A 19,526-nucleotide genomic window follows, 5' to 3' on the forward strand; every position below is an offset into this window, starting at 1 on the left:
TGCTCCGCGGCCTTCTTTCATGCGCCGAGACGGCTTACGGCTTGGCCGTGGCGGATGCGCCCGCCGCCGCGCCCGGTGCGCCGTCCGGGCCGCCGCGGTGCTTGCCCCAGCGCTCGTGCATCTTCTGCTCGTGCTCGCGCATCTTCGCGAAGTGCTTCTTCAGCGCCGTGCTGACCGTCGTCTTCTGCTGGTCGTTCAGCGCGTTATAGAAGTTCAACCACGCGGTCGCGGTCTGCTCGCGCAACTGCTCGTTCTGCTGCTCGATCTTCTGATGCGCGGCGTGCATCGCGTTCAGGTCGAGGATCGGCTGGTTTTCCATCGACTTCATCTGATCGTGCATCTGCCTGAAGCTTTCGCGCATCGCCTGACGATTCTGCTTCATCGTCGTGAGCGCGGTCTGCCACAGCTTTTCCTGATCCGCGTTCAGCTTCAACTGGCCGTGCAGTTCGTCCAGCTGCTTCTGCATCCGCATTTCCATGCGGTGGCCGCCGTGACCGCCGGGGCCGCCCATCATGGCCGGACCGCCCGGAGGCGGCGGGGGCGGCGCGTCGTTCGTCGCGGCGTAGGCCGTGCCGAACGTCAGCGCGATTGCGGCAGCGGCGGCGGTGAGGATGCGATATTGCTTGGCCATCTTGATACTCCCTTGATTGTTTTCGAAGCCGAAGCCGCGAAACCTGCATCGACGTACGGGTTGATGCGTGGAGGTCTCGCGCTTGTCGGTGAGACACAGCGTAGGGGGTCGCGGTGCACGGCGTGTTACGGCATGGTTTAGGCTTGTTACGCAGGTTTACGCCTCGCTTTCGTCGTAACACCCCGTAACCCTTATGGCAGGCCTGTCATCAATCGAGGTCTGACGCACGCGCTAAACTCCATTCCATGACTACGCAAATACTTGTCGTCGACGACGACGCCGAACTGCGCGACCTTTTGCGCGACTATCTGGTCCGGCAGGGCATCGAGGTATCGGTGCTGCATGACGCCGGCGGTCTCGAACGCCGAATCGAACGCGAGCGGCCCGATCTCATCGTGCTCGACCTGATGATGCCGGGCGTCGACGGGCTGACCGCGCTCAAAGCATTGCGCGCATCCGGCGACGACATCCCCGTCATCATGCTGACCGCACGCGCGGACGACGTTGACCGCATCGTCGGCCTCGAACTCGGCGCGGACGATTACCTCGGCAAGCCGTTCAATCCGCGCGAACTGCTCGCGCGGGTGCAGGCCGTGCTGCGCCGCCGCCGCACGATTCCGTCCGCCGCGCCGGAGCAGCGCGAACCGTATTCGTTCGGCCGCTTCAGGCTCGACTTCCAGTCGCGCACGCTGCAACAGGACGACAGGCCGCTCACGCTGTCGGGCAGCGAATTCGCGCTTCTGAAAATTTTCGTGAACAACCCGATGCGCACGCTCACGCGCGAGCGCCTGCTCGAACTGCTCCACGGTCCGGAGTACGACGGCACCGATCGCGGCATCGACGTGCAGGTGTGGCGCCTGCGCCGCATCCTGGAAACCGATCCGTCGGCGCCGCGCTTCATCCAGACGGTGCGCGGACGCGGTTACGTGTTCGTGCCGGACGGCGAGCAAAATGCGCCGGGCAATTGACACGCTGTTCGGCCGGCTGGTCGTCATCGTCATCGGCATGTTGGTGTTGTCGCATGTCGCGTGGTTCGCGATCATCCGCTTCGAGCGCGATAACGTGCAGACGCGCTTCGCCGTCGAGGAGGCCGTGTTCCTGGTCGAGGCGGTGCGCCAGCACATCGCCAATACGCCGGATCAACCGCTGCCGCCGCGCGTGCGCCTCGTGGCGCTCGATAGCCCGGACGTGCCGAAGCAGCCCGACGAGGGCACGCCGCCGCCGCTGCAGCGCTTTGTCGAGGATCTGAAAGACCGTCTGCCCGACGGCACCGACGTGCGTCTCAACGAGCCCGGCGGCCCGCCGAGCGTCTGGGTGCACGGCGCGAAGGACGCAGGCTGGGTCGTCGTGCCGGTGCAGCCGCTGCGTCCGCCGCGCTCGCGCGACCGCATGCTCGTCTGGCTCGCGCTGATCTTTTCGACCGCCGTGCTCGCCGCGCTTTTCGGCGCGTGGCAGTTGCAGTCGCCACTGCGCGCGCTCGCGCAGGCGGTCGGGCGCTTCGGACGCGGCCAGCCGACGCCGCCCGTGCCGGAGCGCGGTCCGCGCGAATTGCGGCAGCTCACGCACGGCTTCAATCAGATGGTCCGCGAGGTCTCGCAGACGGAGAACGATCGCGCCGTCATGCTTGCAGGCGTCGCGCACGATCTGAAGACGCCGCTCGCGCGCCTGCGTCTGCGCGCCGAAATGATGGACGACGACAAAATGCGCGATGGCGTCGTGCGCGATGTCGATTCGATGGCGCATATCGTCGACCAGTTCCTCGTGTTCGCGCACGACCGCCCGGACGGCAGCGAGCCGGTTCCCGTCGACGAGCAGTGCGAGCGGATCGCGCGGGCGTATCGCGCGGTGTCGCCGGACGCGCAGCCGATCCGCTTGAAGCTCGAAGCGGGGCCCGCTTTCGCGCTGCCGGCGGCGTCGCTGGACCGGTTGCTGTCGAATCTGCTGGATAACGCCCATGCATACGGCGCGCCGCCGGTCGTCATCGAGACGCGGCGGGAAGCCAAGGGCTGGGTATTGTCGGTGTCCGATCACGGCAAGGGCATCGCGCCGGACGATCTCATCAAGGCGAGCCGGCCTTTCGTGCGGCTCGATCCGGCGCGCGGCGGCAGCGGCCACAGCGGGCTCGGACTCGCGATCGTGGAGCGGCTCGCGCGACGTGCGGGCGGCGAGTGCGAGATCGGCAATCGTGCCGACGGCGGATTGCAGGTCACGATGACCTTTCCGTTCGACAGCGCCACGCGGCCGGTGCAGGAGCGCCGCGCCGGGTCGCAGCACGAAGAGCGCGCGCTGTAACGGCGCGCTCGGTCAGAGAGGCGGAGCGGCGTCAGTCGAACAGGGTTTCGAGCGCGGACGCCGCTTCGCTGTCCACCGTGTTGTACGTCACCGTCGACGCCTCGAAGATGTAGTGCGTCGTGTACTTGCCGAGGCGCGAGAGAATCTCCTCCTGAATCACCTCGGGCGCGAGATCGATCTTCAGGAACCACGTCGTCGACGACAGCCGCGTCTGAAAAGAGCCGTACTCGGCGAGCAGGTGGTCGAACGTTTCTGCGTCCTGATCCCGGCACACGATGACCAGATTTCCCTTCATGCAATCCTCCCGATTCACGCCAGCGGCATTCGATTTCGAACATCGATGATACCTGCGCGATGCGTGCGCGTCGCGGCACGCGCATGACCGTGCGGTGACTCGACGCGCCGGTTCGGCCGGCTACTTGCCGGCCAGCGTGTCTTCGGGATGCCGGGTGGACGGGCCGGGATCGGCGGGGCGCACTTCGCTGCGGTCGCGCCCGCGCGATTTCGCCTCGTAAAGCGCGAGGTCGGCGCGCGAGAGAATCCATTCGAGCGCGTCGTCGGGCGCGAGCTCCGTGATGCCGATGGATACCGACAGCGCCGCGTCGTCCGGCAGATGCGCGCAGTGCTCGTGATGGAAGCGCTTCCGCAGGCGCTCAAGCACGGCGTGCGCGTCGGCGAGTGGGGTTTGCGGCAGCAGGATGCCGAATTCCTCGCCGCCGAGCCGCCCGATCGCATCGCTCGGACGAAGCTGCGCACGGCACACTTCGACGAAATGCTCCAGCGCGCGATCGCCCGACGCGTGCCCGAAGCGGTCGTTGATCTGCTTGAAGTGATCCAGATCCGCGATCGCCACCGACAGCGGGGTGCCGACCGAGCGCGCGAGCTCCACTTCGTGACGCAGCGTGTCGAGGAAATAGCGGCGCGAGAGGGCGCCGGTGAGCGCGTCGTGGCGCGCTTCGGCCGAAAGCAGCGTATTGGCCGACTGGAGCTGTTCAGCGAGATCGCGGGTCGCGCGGTGCAGGCGCCGCTCACGCGAATACGACGTCGCGATCACGATCGCGAGCGTCACGACGCCGAGCATCGTCAGGAACACGAGGAAGCGGTCGCGGCTGTGATTGCGGCTGATCTCCGGCCAGCTCGTGAGCGGATGCACGATATGCGCCGACAGTCCCGAATTGAGACCCGTGCGCTCGTCGTAGAGCGAAGGCACGTTGCTGCCGTTCGCGGCGTAGAAGGTTTGCGCGAGCGCGGGCGCGAGCCAGTGCTCCGAGGCGCGCATCTGCTCGCCGATGTGCGAGATGCGCAGCTCCGGAAACGACTCGCGCCGATAGTGCTCGACGCGTTCGCGCTCCGTCATGCGCGCGATGGGCGCATTGGGCATCGCCTGGTATTCGAGCCGGCCGTCGTGCGCCATTACGACGACGCCGTTTTCATCGGTCACGAAGGTGCCGGCGCGCGACACCCAGTGCCGCAGCCGGTCGATGCTCACTTTGGCGATCACCGCGCCGACCAGGATGCCGTCTTCGTAAGCGGGCGCCGCGATGAAGATGCCCGGCTCGCCGGACAGCCGCCCGACGCCGTACATCTCGACGAAGCCGCCGAGCAGCGCGCGGGCGACATAGCCCCGGGCGCTCATGTCGTAGCCGATGAAGCTGTCGTCGTCGGCGGCGTTGCTCGACGCAATGCAGAAGCCGCGCTCGTTGACGAGCCAGATCGAGTCGAGGCCGGAGAAGCCCTGCGCGTCGTGCAGGAAGTGATTGACCTTTTCGAGCGCGGGGCGCGCGGTCCAGTCCTTGCGGCGTTCCAGTTCCGTCCCGGCCGGGTTCGAGGCATAATTCCGCGACTCCGCGAGCGCGCGCTGCGTGAGGTCCATCTGCGCGAGCGTGGCGGGAATGGCGCGCGACATCGCCAGATCGCTCGCGATGATCTGCGCCATGTTGTCGACGATCGACCCCGCCATCTGACGCTCGGTACGCACCGTCGCCGTCATCTCCTGTTGTACCATTCGGTCCGACAACAAGCCGGCGGCCACCCAGCACGCGCACGCCAACGCGGCGATGCCGAGCGTCGCGATCACACGGTGCAGGATGAGTTTGTTCATCGGACGCGCGCGCATGGGAGGTTCACGCGAGACAAAGGTCGCATGCGCCATGCCGGCCATTCGGCGCGGTGTGCACATGGCGGTCGACGCGGGCGTGTGGATTGCAGCGCGTGATGTCTGCCGTATTCCGGCTTGTGCTCGCAACGGGGCGGCGGGCGCGGCTCAGGCGGTTATTCGGCTCGGATCTGGCGTCTCGCATCGCATCGGCGCTCAAATTATTGTTTGTGATAAGCCCAGATTGGACGATGTTTTTTGCCGCCTATCAAGCGCCATGTCACGGCGTGCGACGTCTGTCCAACACAACGGACGCGCGCCGGGCGCACGCGCTGGCGCTTCTTCGTCGAATAGCGGCGAGCCGCAGCCAAACTGAAAGGAAGCGAAAGCACGAGCGCCGGGCGCATTCGACGCGGGCTGCCCTTCATTTTGCCCGTGCCGTGCCGAAGAGCAACAGAAACATCGCATGATTCGCGTGCCGGACCGCATGAAGGTTGTGCCTGTCACGCGGGTTGGTGTAGTGTCGCGCGGTTCAGAACGGGGATCGTCTGACGCGGCGACTGCCTGGCGCCGCGCTGCGAGCTGAACGTGTCGTCGTTTCGGCGGCTCCGTGCGTTGAGCATGGGGTCGTCCCGGGCAGAGGCTTCTTGCCCGCCTGACGGTTATCTGCCGTCAGAAGCAACATCCCGCGCCCGGCGCGGTCGGAACAAAGCCTTACGGGGAGGGCCTTGCATGGAATTTGGTTTCAATCTGAATCGCACGGCGAATGCGTCGGCGTGGCGGATCCTGCCCAACCGCTGGGATTTCGTCGCGTTCCCGATGATCATCTGCATCATCGCGCTCGCCGCAGTCGGTTTCCACGAGACCCTGGCGCCGATCTCGACCCTGCAGACCCAGGCCATCTCGCTCGACCCCGCGAATCTCCCCGAATACGCGTTGCGCACGACCTTGCGCATGCTGCTGGCGATGGTCGCGTCGCTCATTTTCACGCTGATCTACGGCACGCTCGCGGCGAAGAGCCGGCGCGCGTCGATCGTGCTCGTGCCGATTCTCGACATTCTCCAGTCGGTGCCGGTGCTGGGCTACATCTCGTTCACGGTGACGTTCTTCCTCGCCATGTTCCCGGGGCGCGTGATCGGCGCCGAATGCGCGGCGATCTTCGCGATCTTCACGAGCCAGGCGTGGAACATGACGTTCAGCTTCTATCAGTCGCTGCGCACGGTGCCGCGCGATCTGGACGAAGTCTCGCGCGGTTTTCATCTCACCAACTGGCAGCGCTTCTGGAAGCTCGAAGTGCCGTTCTCGATGCCGGGCCTCATCTGGAACATGATGATGTCGATGTCGGGCGGCTGGTTCTTCGTGGTCGCCTCCGAGGCGATCACGGTCGGCAACCGCACGATCGTACTGCCGGGCATCGGCGCGTATCTCGCGACCGCCATCGGCGAGCGCAATCTCTCCGCGATCGGCTGGGTGATTCTCGCGATGACCGTCGTCATCCTGGCCTACGACCAATTGATGTTCCGCCCGCTCGTCGCGTGGGCGGACAAATTCCGCATGGAGAACACGAGTTCCGGCGACGAGCCGAAGTCGTGGCTGCTCGTCCTGATCCGCCGCACGCGCCTGATTCACCGTCTGCTGGTTCCGGCCGGCTGGATTCTCGCGAAGGCGGCGCGCGTGCCGATCAAGCTGCCGTCGCTGCAGGGCGCGCTGGAAAACGTCGGCCTGCCGCTGCGCGCGAAGGTGCCGTCCACGCGCGCGGGCGATATCGCGTGGGGCACGGCCGTGCTGCTAGTCACGGTGTTCGTCGTGTGGAAGGTCGCGTCGTTCGTCGCGACGGGCGTCACGTGGAGCGAAGTCGGCCACGTGTTCGTGCTCGGCTTCATCACGCTCTTGCGCGTGGTCGTGCTGATCGCGATCGCTTCGGTGATCTGGGTGCCGCTCGGCGTGCTGATCGGCCTGCGCCCGGCGCTCGCCGAGAAGATCCAGCCGCTCGCGCAGTTCCTAGCCGCGTTCCCGGCGAACCTGCTGTTTCCGGTGTTCGTCGTCGTGATCGTGCGCTGGCATCTGAACCCGGATATCTGGCTCTCGCCGCTGATCGTGCTCGGCACGCAGTGGTATATCCTTTTCAACGTGGTGGCGGGCGCGTCTTCCTACCCGAACGATTATCGCGAGGCCGCGACCAACTTCCAGATTCGCGGCTGGCAGTGGTGGAAGAAGTGCATGCTCCCCGGCATCTTCCCTTACTACATCACCGGCGCGATCACCGCTTCGGGCGGCGCGTGGAACGCGAGCATCGTCGCGGAAGCGGTGTCGTGGGGCAAGACGGAGGTTGTCGCGCATGGTCTCGGCGCATATATCGCCCAGACGACCGCCGCGGGCGACTATCCGAAAATCATTCTTGGCATCGCCGTGATGTCGCTGTTCGTCACGCTGTTCAACCGACTGTTGTGGCGCCCGCTATACGCCTACGCCGAAGCAAGACTCCGGCTGGATTGAGGACGAGTTCCGATGCAGAACCTGAAAACTACGCAGACGTCCGCTGCGCAAGACTCGCGGCGACCCCAGGGCACGCCGCCGCGTCTCGGCGCGGAAATCCTGCGCGTCGCGAACGTGAGCCGCGGCTTCAACAAGACGCAGGGCGAACTGCTCGTGCTCGACGATGCGAATCTCTCGCTGCGCGAAGGCGAGATCGTCGGATTGCTCGGACGTTCGGGCTCGGGCAAGTCGACACTTCTGCGCATCATCGCCGGGCTGATCGAGCCGACGGGCGGCGAAGTCACTTATCTGAACGAGCCGTTGCGCGGTCCCGCGAAGGGCGTCGCGATGGTGTTTCAGACCTTCGCGCTGTTTCCGTGGCTGACCGTGCTGCAGAACGTGGAAGCGGGTCTGGAAGCGCAAGGCGTGGCCGCGCGCGAGCGGCGCGAGCGCGCGCTGGCCGCGATCGACCTGATCGGTCTCGACGGCTTCGAGAACGCGTATCCGCGTGAATTGTCGGGCGGGATGCGTCAGCGCGTGGGTTTCGCGCGGGCGCTGGTCGTCGATCCGACCTTGCTGTTGATGGACGAGCCGTTCTCCGCGCTCGACGTGCTCACCGCCGAAAACCTGCGCACCGACCTGCTCGATTTGTGGACGCAAGGGCGCATGCCGATCAAGTCGGTGCTGATCGTCACGCACAACATCGAGGAAGCGGTGTTCATGTGCGACCGCATTCTCGTGCTGTCGTCGAATCCGGGCCGCGTGATGGCCGAGATCAAGGTGCCGTTCAAGCATCCGCGCAATCGCCTGGATCCGGCGTTCCGGCGTCTCGTCGACGATATCTACGCGAAGATGACCGCGCGGCAGATGGGCGAAGCGAAGAAGAAGGGGCTGGAATTGGGAAGCTGGCTGCCCGAAGTGTCGACGAACCTGATGGCGGGTCTCATCGAAACGCTCGCGGCCGAGCCGTACCATGGCCGCGCGGATATGCCGGAAATCGCGCGGTCGCTGCATCTCGAAGTGGACGATCTCTTTCCGATCGCGGAAGTGCTGCAACATCTCGGTTTCGCGGACGTGCGTGAGGGCGACATCTACCTGACGCCGCAGGCGCGTGTGTTCGCGGAGTTCGGCACGCAGGAGCGCAAGATGATGTTCGCGGAGCATCTGCTGCGGCACGTGCCGCTGGCGGCGCGGATCAAGAAGGTGCTGAACGAGCGGCCTGGGCATCGCGCGCCGCGCTTGCGCTTCGAGCAGGAACTGGAGGACTTTCTCTCCGACAAGGCCGCGCAGGAAACGCTCGATGCGGTTATCGACTGGGGCCGCTACGGGGAAATTTTCTCGTACAACGATCAGACCGAGATGCTGAGCCTGGAGGACGTGGAGGCTTGAATTTCCTGTGGATGCAAGCACGCGAAGCGCGGTTGCCGGCGACGGCGCCGCGCTTTTTCTTTGCGCGTTGGCCGTTTGGCTGAATGTTCGCGCGGTGCGTTGAATCGTACCGTTTTCGTCTTGAACAGTGTTGCTGCGTGTGTAAAGCTACACACGCAGCGTTCGGAGACGAGATGGATTCATCGCGCTTGATACGAATGCTGCTGGATGACGGGTGGGAGCGCGTTCGCTCGCGCGGCAGTCATCACCAGTTCAGACACAGGACCAAGACCGGTTGTGTGACTGTGGTTCATCCAAAGAAAGACGTGGCGATCGGGACCGTCAGATCGGTACTCAAAGCCGCCGGATTGCTCAACCGTCTGTATTCGTCGTAACGGAGTTGGACATGGAGTTTGCCCTCGCCATTCACAAGGATCCTGATAGCTGCTACGGCGTGACCGTGCCCAATGTGCCCGGCGTTTTTTCGGCCGGCGATACGATCGACGAAGCGATTCATAACGCCCGGGAAGCCATCTTCTTCCACATCGAGTCGATTATCGAAGACGGCGGGGAAGTCGAAATCACGTCGCGAAGCATCGAGGAACTGATCGTCGATCCCGACTTCGCCACGGCAATCTGGGCCTACGTCGAAGTCGATCTCTCGAAGCTCGACTCGCGTCCCGAGCGCATCAACATCAGCCTGCCGCGATTCGTGCTGCGCAAGATCGACAGCTACGTCGAGGCGCGCCACGAAACCCGCAGCGGCTTTCTGGCGCGGGTCGCGCTCGAAGCGATCGCGAACGGCTGAGACCGCAAAAAAGCGCGGCGCTCGTGACGAGCGCCGCGCGTTCGATATCCAGCCGCGGGAAACCTACTGCAGATTCCCCCAACGCTCGACGGCCGGTTCCGCCGACGCCCATTTCCATCCTTCGGATTGCTGGCAGGCCGTAGCGACGAACCACTCGGCGGGCGCTTTCGCATCGTCGCCATCGACGACCGAGAACGCGAATTCCTTGCAGCTCGCGAGCGCGCTATTGAACTCGCGCAGCACGCGCACCTCGCCGTGGCCGTTCTCGACCGGCAACGTATGCTTGACCTTCCATGGCCGCGTTTCGCCGACCTGCGACATGCCCGCCGTCACCGCGATCATGACCTGCTGATCCTGATGCAGCGATTTCATCGTGCGCGCGACGAGTTCGTCGGTGGCGGCCTGCACCGCGATGCCGACGCCCAGGCCCACAGCCGGGTTCGTCGTGAACGCGCCGGTCGCGACGCCCGCCACCGCACCCGTCGCGGCGCCGATCGATGCGCAGCCGCTCATCGTCACGCACGCGGCCGCGCCGGCAGCGACGAGCCCAAGACGCAGCGCAAAAGATACGTCGAAAGACAGCGTCATTGCAGCGCGCCCCAGCGCGGCGTAGCCGGTTCGGCGGACGCCCACTTCCACTTGTTGCCGTCGCGGCAAACCGATGCCACGTAGAACGCGCTGTCGGCGGGGCGGTCCTTGGTCGCGTCGCGATCGACGGAAAACACGATCTCCTTGCATTCGAGCACGCCGCTGCTGATGGTGCGGCTCACCGTCACGCGGCCTTTTTCGTCGTCCTCGATCGGCACTGAATGCACGGCCTTCCACGGCGCAACCGCGCCGACCGCGAGCGGACCGGCGACCGTCGCAATCTGATCCTGCGAGTAGGTATGCGCGACGCGCTGCGTGTACTGCACGCCCGCGCGCGCGGCGGCGACCGCGCCGAGGCCGATGCCCGTTGCGACGGCGGCGTTGCTGGTGACACTGTTTGCCACCGCGGCGCCCGCGATACCGGCGCCGGCCGTCGCGCCTTCGCTGTAGAGCGAGTTGCATCCGCTGAGACTCACGCAAGCGATGGCGCCCGAAACGATCGCGGCGAGCGCGGCGGCACGCGACCCGCGCCGATGAACCCTGATCTGCATGTTGCTTTTCCTTCGTCTTCCGTTTCCCGACGCTTGCGATCGGGGTTCGAGGGGCTCGAATCTACTTGAGGTACCGCCCTCAAGTCACCGCCCGACAACGCGCAGAGACGAAACGCGCACGCGGGCTCCGCGCATTTTGAAGCATGCTTCTAATTACCGGTTTGAGAAAATTGCAAGAAATTGCAAGCGTGAAGAGCACGTTTCGATCCACGTATCGCTCCGTGCGCGAAAAAAAAGCGAGCGCGGATGTCTGCGCTCGCTTCCCGGTCATGCGGATATCGCCTCGGATACGCTTCAGCTTTCGCTATTCGACGACGCGTCGCTGCCCTCGGTGTCCTCGTTTTCGTACGCGCCCAAGCGGTTGTACAAAGTCTTCAGGCTCACCCCGAGCGCTTTCGCGGCGCGCCGCTTGTCGCCGCCGCAGTGTTTGAGCGTGCCGAGGATGATCTGCTTCTGCGCATCGGCGAGCGGCGTGCCGACCCAGACGTTCATCGCGTCGCCTTGCGTGACGGGCTTCTTCACGCGCGATGCGAGATGCGGATGCGCGATCTCCACCGTCTTCTCCGCCAGAATGAACGCGCGATAAACCGTGTTCTTCAGTTCGCGCACGTTGCCCGGCCACGAATACGTGCGCAGCACGTCGAGCGCGCGTTTGCTGAACACCTTGTTCGTGCCTTCCTGCGCGTTCATTTCGGACAGGAAATGCTGTGCGAGCAGTTCGCGATCCGAATCGCGCTCGCGCAACGGCGGCGCGCGCAGCGGGAATACGGCGAGCCGGTACATGAGATCCTCGCGCAGGCCGTTTTCCTTCACGGCCGCGACAGGATCGCGGTTCGTCGCCGCGATCACGCGCACATCGGAGCTGATGAGATCGTTGCCGCCGACGCGAAAGAACGTGCCTGTTTCCAGCGCGCGCAGCAGCTTGACCTGGCGCACGGGCGACATCTCGGTCACTTCGTCGAGGAAGAGCGTGCCGCCGTTCGCATGCTCGAAATAGCCGATGCGTCCCTGCACCGCGCCCGTGAAGCTGCCTTTCTCGTGGCCGAAGAGCTCGGCCTCGATGAGATTGTCGGGAATCGCACCGCAGTTCACCGCGATGAACGGCGCGTCCTTGCGCGCGCTGTGGTCGTGAATCGTACGGGCGACGAGCTCCTTGCCTGTGCCCGACTCGCCGATGATGAGCGCGGTCGCATCGGTCGCGGCCACGCGCTCGATTTGCGCGTACAACTCCTGCATCACGGGCGACGAGCCATAGAGCAGTCCATAAGACTTCAAGCCCGGCACTTCCCCCGTGTTGCGTTTTCTTTGCGCGGGTGTATCGCCGACCGCGGCGGGCGGCTGATCCAGATCGGTTGACGCCATGTGTCCTGATCGTTCCTGAGTGCTGCGTATGTAGTGGGCGGGCGGCGGACTCGCGCGGGCGCTTCCGGTCGCAATCGGCCTGGCGCGGCTCGGCGCGCGCGAGCGGCGCAACCGTGGATGACCGCGCGCATCGGCATATGACGCGCCCTTGCGCGCTGCCCTTGAGACTCACGCGATCCGTGAGCGTCGTTCCTGGTTGAGCGTCGGTCCAGGCGCGTCTGCATCGGCTGCTTGTTCAGAGCCGGTTCGTTGCAAACGCACCTATCTCATAAACGCTATTTAACCATTCGCAACGACATTGCGGCAATGCGCGGGCCGGCCGTTCGGCGCATTTTGTCTGCATCGCGCGGGCCCTCGCGGCGCTTCCGGAAAGGTTCTCCTTGCCGTACTGAAAATTTACAAGGCGACGGCGTAATTGTTACCCGATCGTCGGCGGGTTCGCCTCCCATCGGCAGTCCTGCGCGGTGTCGCCGGATCTGGCACGAAAACTGCAAGATAGGGCTCACATCGTGACTCATATTCGAAAAATTGCCGACGGGCGCGGTCTCGGAGGCGCACACACGAGGATGGGCGAGAGAGGCAACGCATCATGGAAGACATTTTCAACTTCGACGGGGGCGCACATCCGCGCTCGATTCCCACGCGGCCGGCCCGGACCCGGAAGGAACTCACGGCCGGCGAGCCGATCGACATCTATCACTGGGCCGCTGTCGCGCTCGTGACCGCGCTGATGTGCGCGGTGCTAGGCTATGCGGCGGGCACGCCAGCGCTCGCGCGTGCCGCGAACGTGACGAGCCTCGTGTTCGGCGCGATGGGCGGCGCGTTGATGGCGAGCGGCGTCGTGCGCAGCCTGCGCGCGCGGAGCGCGGCGGGCGAGCGCCTCCGCGTCGCGGGCGTGCCTGTCGCCGAAACGCGCTGACGCGCGCCGACGATCCCGACAAACCCACTTGGGCGAGGACTACATTCCATGAGTCAAACGACTGTCCAGCTTGCGTTGGGCAAGCAAAAGATCATCGAAGACATCAAGGTGCTGCTGAACGACGCGGAGGAATTGCTGCGCTTGTCGGCGACGCTGCCAGGCGAGGGCGTCGATGCGCTGCGCTCGCGTCTGCGCGATCACGTCGATTCGGCGCGCGGCGCGCTCGAAGATGCACAGGCGAGTGCGCAAAGCCGATACCGCGCAGGCGTCGATTGCACCGAGAAATACGTGAAGGACAATCCCTGGCAATCGCTCGGCATGGCGGCGGGCGTCGGTTTTCTGGTGGGACTTCTGGTTTCGCGGTGATTTAGAGCTTTATCGCTCCGGCCGGCTTTCCTGACAGCGGCGATTTTCATTAGACGAAGGAGAGAACACAAATGGCACGGCCTTCAATCGGAATTTTCGGCGCGCTGTTCGCGCTAGGCGGCGTTCTCGCATGGAAGTGGGTGCAGTCTCAGGACGCCGGGCGGCGCACTGCACGCGATCTGAGCCGTTGGGAAGACGAGGGCGGCAAGGTGCTCACGCCCGCCACCGGCGCGAGCGGGCAGGCCGTTAATGGCCACGGTGCGGTCGGCGGCACCGCCGATGCATGGCATTTTCCGCGGAGTTGATTCACTTCAGACATTCGGCCGAATTAATGGTCCGATCAATCAAACGCACGCTGGACCAGCGTGCGTTTTCATCTTGATAAACGCTTATAATCAGTGAAACTTCGGCCATAAGTTGCCTAAATGGAAAAACTTACTTGGGCCGAATCAAGCGTGCAGAAATCGGAAATTATTTTATTTTTCGCGCATTCTGCGTGACGCCGATTATCTTTTTTCGGCCGTAACCGCGAATCGCACCGGCCCGTGCGGCAGCGCCGCCGCGCGGAGAAGACCACGCCGCCACCTGGCGTGTGACCCTGAAACGCTTAGGAAGAATTCGAAACGCAATGCCACACGTATTGATTGTCGATGACGATCCCAGTACCCGCGAGGCGCTAGCCGCGATCATCGGCGAAGACGGATTGACGACGGCCACCGCCAGCGATCTGCGCGAGGCGCGCATCCAGCTCGTGCGGCAAACGCCGGACGTCGTATTCACCGATCTCAAACTGCCCGATGGCACGGGCGTCGACCTGTTCGAGGATCTCGATCCGCGCTCGGGCGTCGAGTTCATCGTCATTACGGGACACGCGACGGTGGAATCCGCCGTCAGCGCGCTCAAGATGGGCGCCGCCGACTACCTCGTCAAGCCGATCAACATGCAGCGCGTGAAGGCCATCCTTTCGCGCCTGCCGCGCGCCGGCGACCTGAAAGCGGAAATCGGCACCTTGCGCGGCGAATTGCGCCGCATGGGGCGCTTCGGTCTGATGCTGGGCAATTCACCTGCCATGCAGACCGTCTACGACCAGGTCGGCCGCGTCGCGCCGACGGCGGCATCGGTGCTGCTCATCGGCGAGTCGGGCACCGGCAAGGAAGTCGCCGCGCAGACGCTGCACGAGCTCTCGCTGCGCCGCAAGCATTCGTTCATCGCGGTGAACTGCGGCGCGATCTCGCCGAACCTGATCGAATCGGAGATGTTCGGCCACGAGCGCGGCTCGTTCACGGGCGCGGATCGGCAGCACAAGGGTTATTTCGAACGCGCGAACGGCGGCACGCTGTTCCTCGACGAAATCACCGAAATGCCGATCGAGCTTCAGGTGAAACTGCTGCGCGTGCTGGAGACGGGCATGTTCATGCGCGTCGGCACGACCAAGGAAATCGAGACGGACGTGCGCCTGATCGCCGCGACCAATCGCGATCCCGAGCAGGCCGTGCTCGAAGGCAAGCTGCGCCTCGACCTTTATCACCGTCTGAACGTGTTCCCGATCAACCTGCCGCCGCTGCGCGAGCGAGGCAAGGACGTCGAGCTGCTCGGCCAGGCGTTTCTCGACGAACTGAACGCCCGGTACAACACGAAAAAGGATTTCCCGCCCGCCGTCCGCGAGATGCTGGCGTCGTACAACTGGCCCGGCAACGTGCGCGAACTGAAGAACTACGTGCAGCGCGCGTACATCATGTCGGCGTCGGACTCGGACAGCACCGCGACCGTGCCGCTGCAGATTTCGCTTTCGAAGCCGTCGGCGGGCACGGCGGTGACGATTCCGTTCGGCACGTCGCTCGCGCAGGCCGACCGTCAGCTCATTCTGGCGACGCTCGATCAGTGCGGCGGCGTGAAGACGCGCGCGGCGGAAATCCTCGGCATCAGCCTGAAAACGCTCTATAACCGGCTCGTCGAGTACGGCGAGGATGCGAACAAGGCTGCCGTCGGCGAAGGCGGCGACATAAGCGATTCCGACAGCGAAAATCCCTGAACTTCGCGTATCTTTAGACAAATCGACGCCTGCGGCTTGTAAAACCGCAGGCGTTTTTCATTGGCAGGCACGTTTTCTACGCCGATAATGTCTCAGAAGCGAACGTAGCCGATGTGTCTCAGGGGCATGGCCCTTGCTGCCGATCGAATGACATCCGCGCAGTCGCGCCAGTGCGTGTCGCGGATGGGAAAAGTACGATCACAAGACCGCAAGGAGCCCATCATGTCACTCAACATGTCGATCCGCGCTTCCGACGATGCCCGTTTCGAAGCTCAGACGCCGCAGCCGCCGGACCCGCCGGTGACGCCGCCGGACCAGCCGCCGCCCACGCCGATTCCGCCCGACACCAATCCGGACCCGACGCGCGAGCCGCCCGAACCGCCGTCGCAGCCGATCGGCGATCCGCCGCCTGGACCGGGCGATCAGCCGCATGTGCAGTAGCGTGTCAGAACGATGTTGAACCGCAGACGTTGGACAATGCCCAGAATTCGTGCAAGGTTTGAATAAGTTTCCATCCCGGACGTAGGGATTACAACAGATGACGCAACGATGACCGGCGACACGTTCTGTCGCCGGTCGTTTTTTCTGAAGCCGCGCTCATCGCAGCGCATCGGTCCGACGCCGCCGACGTCACTATCGCGACGGCCTTCTTACCTGGAGGCATCATGAGGCATCCCGCACTTCGACGCTCCGCGCGTCATTCTTCCAAGCGCGAAGCGCGCGCCGAAGCCGCCAAGTCGGCCGGCACGCAGAGCGCGTCCGCACCGCCCGCCGAACACGATCCCGCCTCGCAGAACCGCCCCGCGCCTGGCGTTCCGCCCGATGGCGAACACAATCAGGGCGGCGTGCGGCGCGAAGGAATCGACTATCAGCGCGATTTGGGCTCCGAGCAGGACTCGTGATTTCAGCCGGCGGCAGCATCCGGCAAAAGAACAAAAATTTCTACGCGGCGCGCCTTCGCCGCGTGTTTTCGTTCGTCCGTAACATCTCCATACAAACTTTCGTTTACAAAAACCAACAAAAAGGCACAGCTTTTGCATACCCTTGATCGCCAATTCGAGCATGCAACGACAACTGATGAGGTGATGCTGTAATGAGCAGATTGATCGTGGTATCGAATCGCGTCGCACCGATCCAGGAAGGCAAGCCCAGCGCGGGCGGCCTCGCGATCGGCGTTCTGGACGCGCTCAAGGAGACTGGGGGCGTGTGGTTCGGATGGAGCGGCGAGATCGTCGGCGAATCGGGCGCGCCTGTTCTGGAGAACAGCGGAAAAGTGACCTACGCGACCGTCGGCCTGACGCGCCGCGATTACGACCAGTATTACCGAGGTTTCTCGAACGCCACCCTGTGGCCGACTTTTCACTATCGCAACGACCTCTCGCGCTTCGATCGAGAGGAGTACGCGGGCTACATGCGCGTGAACGCGAGTCTTGCGGCCAAGCTGAAGACGCTGCTCAAGCCCGACGACATCATTTGGGTGCACGACTATCACATGCTCCCGTTCGCGCAGGAGCTGCGCAAGCTCGGCGTCGCGAATCCGATCGGCTTCTTCCTGCATATTCCATTTCCGGTGCCGGAGATGATGCGTACGGTTCCGCCGCATGAGGAACTGATCGCGGCGATGTGCCAGTACGACGTCGTCGGCTTTCAGACGGATGCCGACAAGCAGTCGTTCATCGATTACGTGGAACGCACGAGCCGCGGCCACTACAACGACGACGACGGCATGCTTCAGGCCTTCGGCCGCATGCTCAAGGTGGGCGCGTATCCGATCGGCATTTATCCGGACGCCATCGCCAAGGCCGCCGAGCAGTTCTCGAACCGCAAGCCGGTGAAAAGCCTGCGTGACAGCATGCGCGGCCGCAAGCTCATCATGAGCGTCGATCGTCTCGACTACTCGAAGGGTCTCGTCGAGCGCTTTCAGGCGTTCGAGCGCCTGCTGCTGAATGCGCCCGGCTGGCATGGGCGCGTATCGCTCGTGCAGATCGCGCCGCCGACGCGCTCGGACGTGCAGACCTATCAGCGCATTCGACAGAATCTGGAAGGCGAGGCGGGGCGCATCAACGGACGTTTCGCGCAGCTCGACTGGACGCCGATCCAGTATCTCAACCGCAAATACGAGCGCAATCTGCTGATGGCGCTGTTCCGGCTCTCGCAAGTCGGCTACGTGACGCCGCTGCGCGACGGCATGAATCTCGTCGCGAAGGAATATGTCGCGTCGCAGGATCCGGCCGATCCGGGCGCGCTCGTCCTGTCGCAGTTCGCGGGCGCGGCGGACCAGTTGCCGGGCGCGCTCGTCGTCAATCCGTTCGATCTGTCGCAGATGTCCGAAGCGCTGGAGCGCGCATTGTCGATGCCGCTCGCCGAACGCCAGGCGCGTCACGCCGACATGATGGCGCCGCTGCGCGAGAATAATCTTTCGGTCTGGCGCGATTCGTTCCTGTCGGACTTGCGCAGCGTCGCGACGGCGACTTCCGTCACGGAGAAAACCGTCAAGACCGTGAAGCAGGGCGCGTCCGAAGCCAAGCGGCCGGCCGCCAAGGCCTGAGCGCTCCGATTCGCCGATAGAGAAGAACCCGCGCTTCGAAAGAAGCGCGGGTTTTTTACGCGCGGAACGGGACTTGCGGATTCATCGTGGACACGAACGAAGGAGGTCATGATGAGCGGAAGCACATTGAACCCGCCCGAAGACGACGGCGCGGAATACGGCAAGGGACACGGCACCGGCGCGCTCGGCCCGAGCGACTCGTCGGATAGCGGCTCCGACGTGCAGGGCGAAAAGCGCTATCCCGGCGACATCGAGGACGAGCTCGACGCCCACGCGCTCGGGCAGTCCGAGGCGGAGCTGAACAGCGATACGGACCGCTTCGGCACGGGCGAGGCGGCATCGGCGGATGGCGACAACAATCTGGAAGCCGATGCCGACATCCTGCCCGACGAAATCGAGGACGAAACGCGCGATCTCCCCGACGAGGACGCCGACCCCGCAGCCGATCGATCCTGACACGCATCGGCTGAGGCACACTGCAAGCGGCGCGCTCCGGACGGAGCGCGCCGCTTTTTACACGCGCTTCGCATCGCGGGGCTAACATCGTCGGATTGCTCCCAGTCACGCTCACGATGGATCAGGACGTCTCCGCCACACAATCCGCGCCCGTCGCATCGGGCCGCACGTCGCGCTTCGGCTGGCTTTCGTGGATCGTCGATCCCGTCATGCAATGGTCGCAGGACCACTGCCTGATGTTCTCGGCGGCGATCGCGTTCTTCGCCGCGTTCTCGCTTGCGCCGACACTCGTCATCGTGATCGCGGTGGCGAGCGTCTTCTTCGGCGCCGATGCCGTGCAAGGCAGGCTCTTCGACGAAATCAGCGGCGTCGTCGGCGTCGATGCGGCGCACGCGCTGGAAGCGATCGTCGCGAACGCGTGGCACGCGGACATCGCGCGCAGCACGGCGATCCTGTCGCTCGCGGGCGTGCTGATCGGCGCATCGGCGACATTCTCGTCGCTGCACAGCGCGCTCAACGTCATCTGGCCGACGCCCGCCGTGAGCACGCGCGAAAGCATCGTCACGCTGCTGCGCGTGCGGCTGATGTCGTTCGGGCTCGTGGTCGGTTCGGGTTTGCTGGTCGCGGTGCTGCTCGTGCTCGACGCGCTCGTCGAGTTGCTCGGACATTGGGTGCTGGGCGATGGCAGTCCGTTCGTCGTGCTCTCGGGGCTGACGCGACGCGCGATATCGCTCGGCGTGCTGATGATCGCCTTCACCGTGCTGCTCAAATTCCTGCCGACGACGCGCATGCTCTGGCGCGATGCCGCGCTCGGCGCCGCCGCCGCCGCGATGCTTTTCGAAGCCGGCAAGCGCCTCTTCGCGTTCTATCTCGCGCACGCGGGCACGGCGAACATGTTCGGCGCGGCCGGTTCGCTCGCGATCATCCTCATGTGGCTGTACTACTCGGCGGCGGTGTTTCTGCTAGGCGCGGAGCTAGCGGCGACGGCGGCGAGGAAGCGCACGCATCGCGCATCGGGCTGGCGTTGAGCATCAA

At 64.5% G+C, this 19,526-nt stretch carries 21 protein-coding genes; 15 read left to right on the forward strand and 6 right to left on the reverse strand.

Annotated features, from left to right (window positions below; translation table 11 throughout):
• Nucleotides 1-34 precede the first annotated feature (34 nt).
• On the reverse strand, nucleotides 35-631 hold the full coding sequence (locus tag QCE49_RS03695; RefSeq protein WP_034471310.1) for a periplasmic heavy metal sensor: 597 nt from the start codon (nucleotides 629-631) through the stop codon (nucleotides 35-37).
• A gap of 245 nt (nucleotides 632-876) precedes the next feature.
• Here QCE49_RS03695 and QCE49_RS03700 point away from each other — a divergent pair, with 245 nt between their 5' ends.
• Together QCE49_RS03700 and QCE49_RS03705 are read left to right on the forward strand one after the other, a co-directional pair.
• On the forward strand, nucleotides 877-1,599 hold the full coding sequence (locus tag QCE49_RS03700; RefSeq protein WP_008350810.1) for a response regulator: 723 nt from the start codon (nucleotides 877-879) through the stop codon (nucleotides 1,597-1,599).
• Nucleotides 1,583-2,923 (forward strand): ATP-binding protein, encoded by a 1,341-nt coding sequence (locus QCE49_RS03705; protein WP_008350808.1) that lies wholly within the window; start codon nucleotides 1,583-1,585, stop codon nucleotides 2,921-2,923. Before QCE49_RS03700 ends, QCE49_RS03705 begins: the two co-directional genes overlap by 17 nt.
• Nucleotides 2,924-2,954: 31 nt before the next feature.
• Here the strand turns inward: QCE49_RS03705 and QCE49_RS03710 are convergent, their stop codons facing one another.
• A complete protein-coding gene (locus QCE49_RS03710; protein ID WP_008350806.1) occupies nucleotides 2,955-3,218 on the reverse strand; it encodes a hypothetical protein in 264 nt (87 codons plus the stop codon).
• Nucleotides 3,219-3,338: 120 nt separating this feature from the next.
• Nucleotides 3,339-5,024 carry a diguanylate cyclase gene (locus QCE49_RS03715; RefSeq protein WP_033536694.1) on the reverse strand — a complete coding sequence of 562 codons (1,686 nt, stop codon included), beginning with the start codon at nucleotides 5,022-5,024 and terminating at the stop codon, nucleotides 3,339-3,341.
• A gap of 726 nt (nucleotides 5,025-5,750) precedes the next feature.
• On the opposite strand from QCE49_RS03715, the gene QCE49_RS03720 reads away from it, so the two are divergent.
• The 4 genes from QCE49_RS03720 (at nucleotide 5,751) to QCE49_RS03735 (ending at nucleotide 9,669) form a co-directional block, all read left to right on the forward strand.
• Nucleotides 5,751-7,514, forward strand: a complete 1,764-nt coding sequence (locus QCE49_RS03720; protein ID WP_250456520.1) for an ABC transporter permease subunit — start codon at nucleotides 5,751-5,753, stop codon at nucleotides 7,512-7,514.
• 12 nt (nucleotides 7,515-7,526) lie between these two features.
• Nucleotides 7,527-8,882: an AAA-associated domain-containing protein gene (locus tag QCE49_RS03725; RefSeq protein ID WP_033536675.1), complete on the forward strand. Its 1,356-nt coding sequence runs from the start codon at nucleotides 7,527-7,529 to the stop codon at nucleotides 8,880-8,882.
• Between the two features lie 173 nt (nucleotides 8,883-9,055).
• Nucleotides 9,056-9,256: a type II toxin-antitoxin system HicA family toxin gene (locus QCE49_RS03730; RefSeq protein WP_074168898.1), complete on the forward strand. Its 201-nt coding sequence runs from the start codon at nucleotides 9,056-9,058 to the stop codon at nucleotides 9,254-9,256.
• Between the two features lie 11 nt (nucleotides 9,257-9,267).
• Nucleotides 9,268-9,669, forward strand: coding sequence for a type II toxin-antitoxin system HicB family antitoxin (locus QCE49_RS03735; RefSeq protein WP_175981817.1), 402 nt, complete (start codon nucleotides 9,268-9,270; stop codon nucleotides 9,667-9,669).
• A 63-nt stretch (nucleotides 9,670-9,732) separates the two neighbouring features.
• Here the strand turns inward: QCE49_RS03735 and QCE49_RS03740 are convergent, their stop codons facing one another.
• The 3 genes from QCE49_RS03740 to QCE49_RS03750 all read right to left on the reverse strand — a co-directional run bounded on the left by QCE49_RS03740 (nucleotide 9,733) and on the right by QCE49_RS03750 (nucleotide 12,170).
• The gene (locus tag QCE49_RS03740) at nucleotides 9,733-10,257 is read right to left on the reverse strand and encodes a hypothetical protein (protein WP_008350799.1); all 525 of its coding nucleotides are present in this window, start codon (nucleotides 10,255-10,257) and stop codon (nucleotides 9,733-9,735) included.
• Nucleotides 10,254-10,808 carry a hypothetical protein gene (locus QCE49_RS03745; protein ID WP_008350798.1) on the reverse strand — a complete coding sequence of 185 codons (555 nt, stop codon included), beginning with the start codon at nucleotides 10,806-10,808 and terminating at the stop codon, nucleotides 10,254-10,256. The genes QCE49_RS03740 and QCE49_RS03745 overlap by 4 nt, the downstream gene beginning before the upstream one ends.
• Nucleotides 10,809-11,102: 294 nt before the next feature.
• Nucleotides 11,103-12,170, reverse strand: a complete 1,068-nt coding sequence (locus QCE49_RS03750) for a sigma-54-dependent Fis family transcriptional regulator (RefSeq protein WP_008350797.1) — start codon at nucleotides 12,168-12,170, stop codon at nucleotides 11,103-11,105.
• Between the two features lie 589 nt (nucleotides 12,171-12,759).
• Between QCE49_RS03750 and QCE49_RS03755 the strand changes: the two genes are divergently transcribed.
• From QCE49_RS03755 to QCE49_RS03795, 9 genes are all read left to right on the forward strand, one after another.
• Nucleotides 12,760-13,089 (forward strand): hypothetical protein, encoded by a 330-nt coding sequence (locus tag QCE49_RS03755; RefSeq protein WP_008350796.1) that lies wholly within the window; start codon nucleotides 12,760-12,762, stop codon nucleotides 13,087-13,089.
• A gap of 48 nt (nucleotides 13,090-13,137) precedes the next feature.
• Entirely contained in the window at nucleotides 13,138-13,455 is a 318-nt protein-coding gene (locus tag QCE49_RS03760) for a YqjD family protein (protein WP_008350795.1), read from the forward strand.
• A 71-nt stretch (nucleotides 13,456-13,526) separates the two neighbouring features.
• Nucleotides 13,527-13,760: a hypothetical protein gene (locus tag QCE49_RS03765; RefSeq protein WP_008350794.1), complete on the forward strand. Its 234-nt coding sequence runs from the start codon at nucleotides 13,527-13,529 to the stop codon at nucleotides 13,758-13,760.
• A gap of 323 nt (nucleotides 13,761-14,083) precedes the next feature.
• Complete coding sequence (locus QCE49_RS03770; protein ID WP_008350792.1) at nucleotides 14,084-15,487, forward strand: sigma-54 dependent transcriptional regulator; 1,404 nt, start codon at nucleotides 14,084-14,086, stop codon at nucleotides 15,485-15,487.
• A gap of 222 nt (nucleotides 15,488-15,709) precedes the next feature.
• Nucleotides 15,710-15,928 carry a hypothetical protein gene (locus QCE49_RS03775; RefSeq protein ID WP_008350790.1) on the forward strand — a complete coding sequence of 73 codons (219 nt, stop codon included), beginning with the start codon at nucleotides 15,710-15,712 and terminating at the stop codon, nucleotides 15,926-15,928.
• A gap of 224 nt (nucleotides 15,929-16,152) precedes the next feature.
• A complete protein-coding gene (locus tag QCE49_RS03780) occupies nucleotides 16,153-16,389 on the forward strand; it encodes a hypothetical protein (RefSeq protein WP_008350788.1) in 237 nt (78 codons plus the stop codon).
• A gap of 191 nt (nucleotides 16,390-16,580) precedes the next feature.
• Nucleotides 16,581-18,035: an alpha,alpha-trehalose-phosphate synthase (UDP-forming) gene (otsA, locus tag QCE49_RS03785; RefSeq protein ID WP_008350786.1), complete on the forward strand. Its 1,455-nt coding sequence runs from the start codon at nucleotides 16,581-16,583 to the stop codon at nucleotides 18,033-18,035.
• A 108-nt stretch (nucleotides 18,036-18,143) separates the two neighbouring features.
• Complete coding sequence (locus QCE49_RS03790) at nucleotides 18,144-18,491, forward strand: hypothetical protein (protein WP_008350784.1); 348 nt, start codon at nucleotides 18,144-18,146, stop codon at nucleotides 18,489-18,491.
• Nucleotides 18,492-18,607: 116 nt separating this feature from the next.
• Nucleotides 18,608-19,519: a YihY/virulence factor BrkB family protein gene (locus tag QCE49_RS03795; RefSeq protein WP_034471304.1), complete on the forward strand. Its 912-nt coding sequence runs from the start codon at nucleotides 18,608-18,610 to the stop codon at nucleotides 19,517-19,519.
• The last annotated feature ends 7 nt before the right edge of the window (nucleotides 19,520-19,526 follow it).

Origin of the sequence: Caballeronia sp. LZ008, assembly GCF_031451435.1 — a bacterium.
GTDB lineage: Bacteria > Pseudomonadota > Gammaproteobacteria > Burkholderiales > Burkholderiaceae > Caballeronia > Caballeronia zhejiangensis.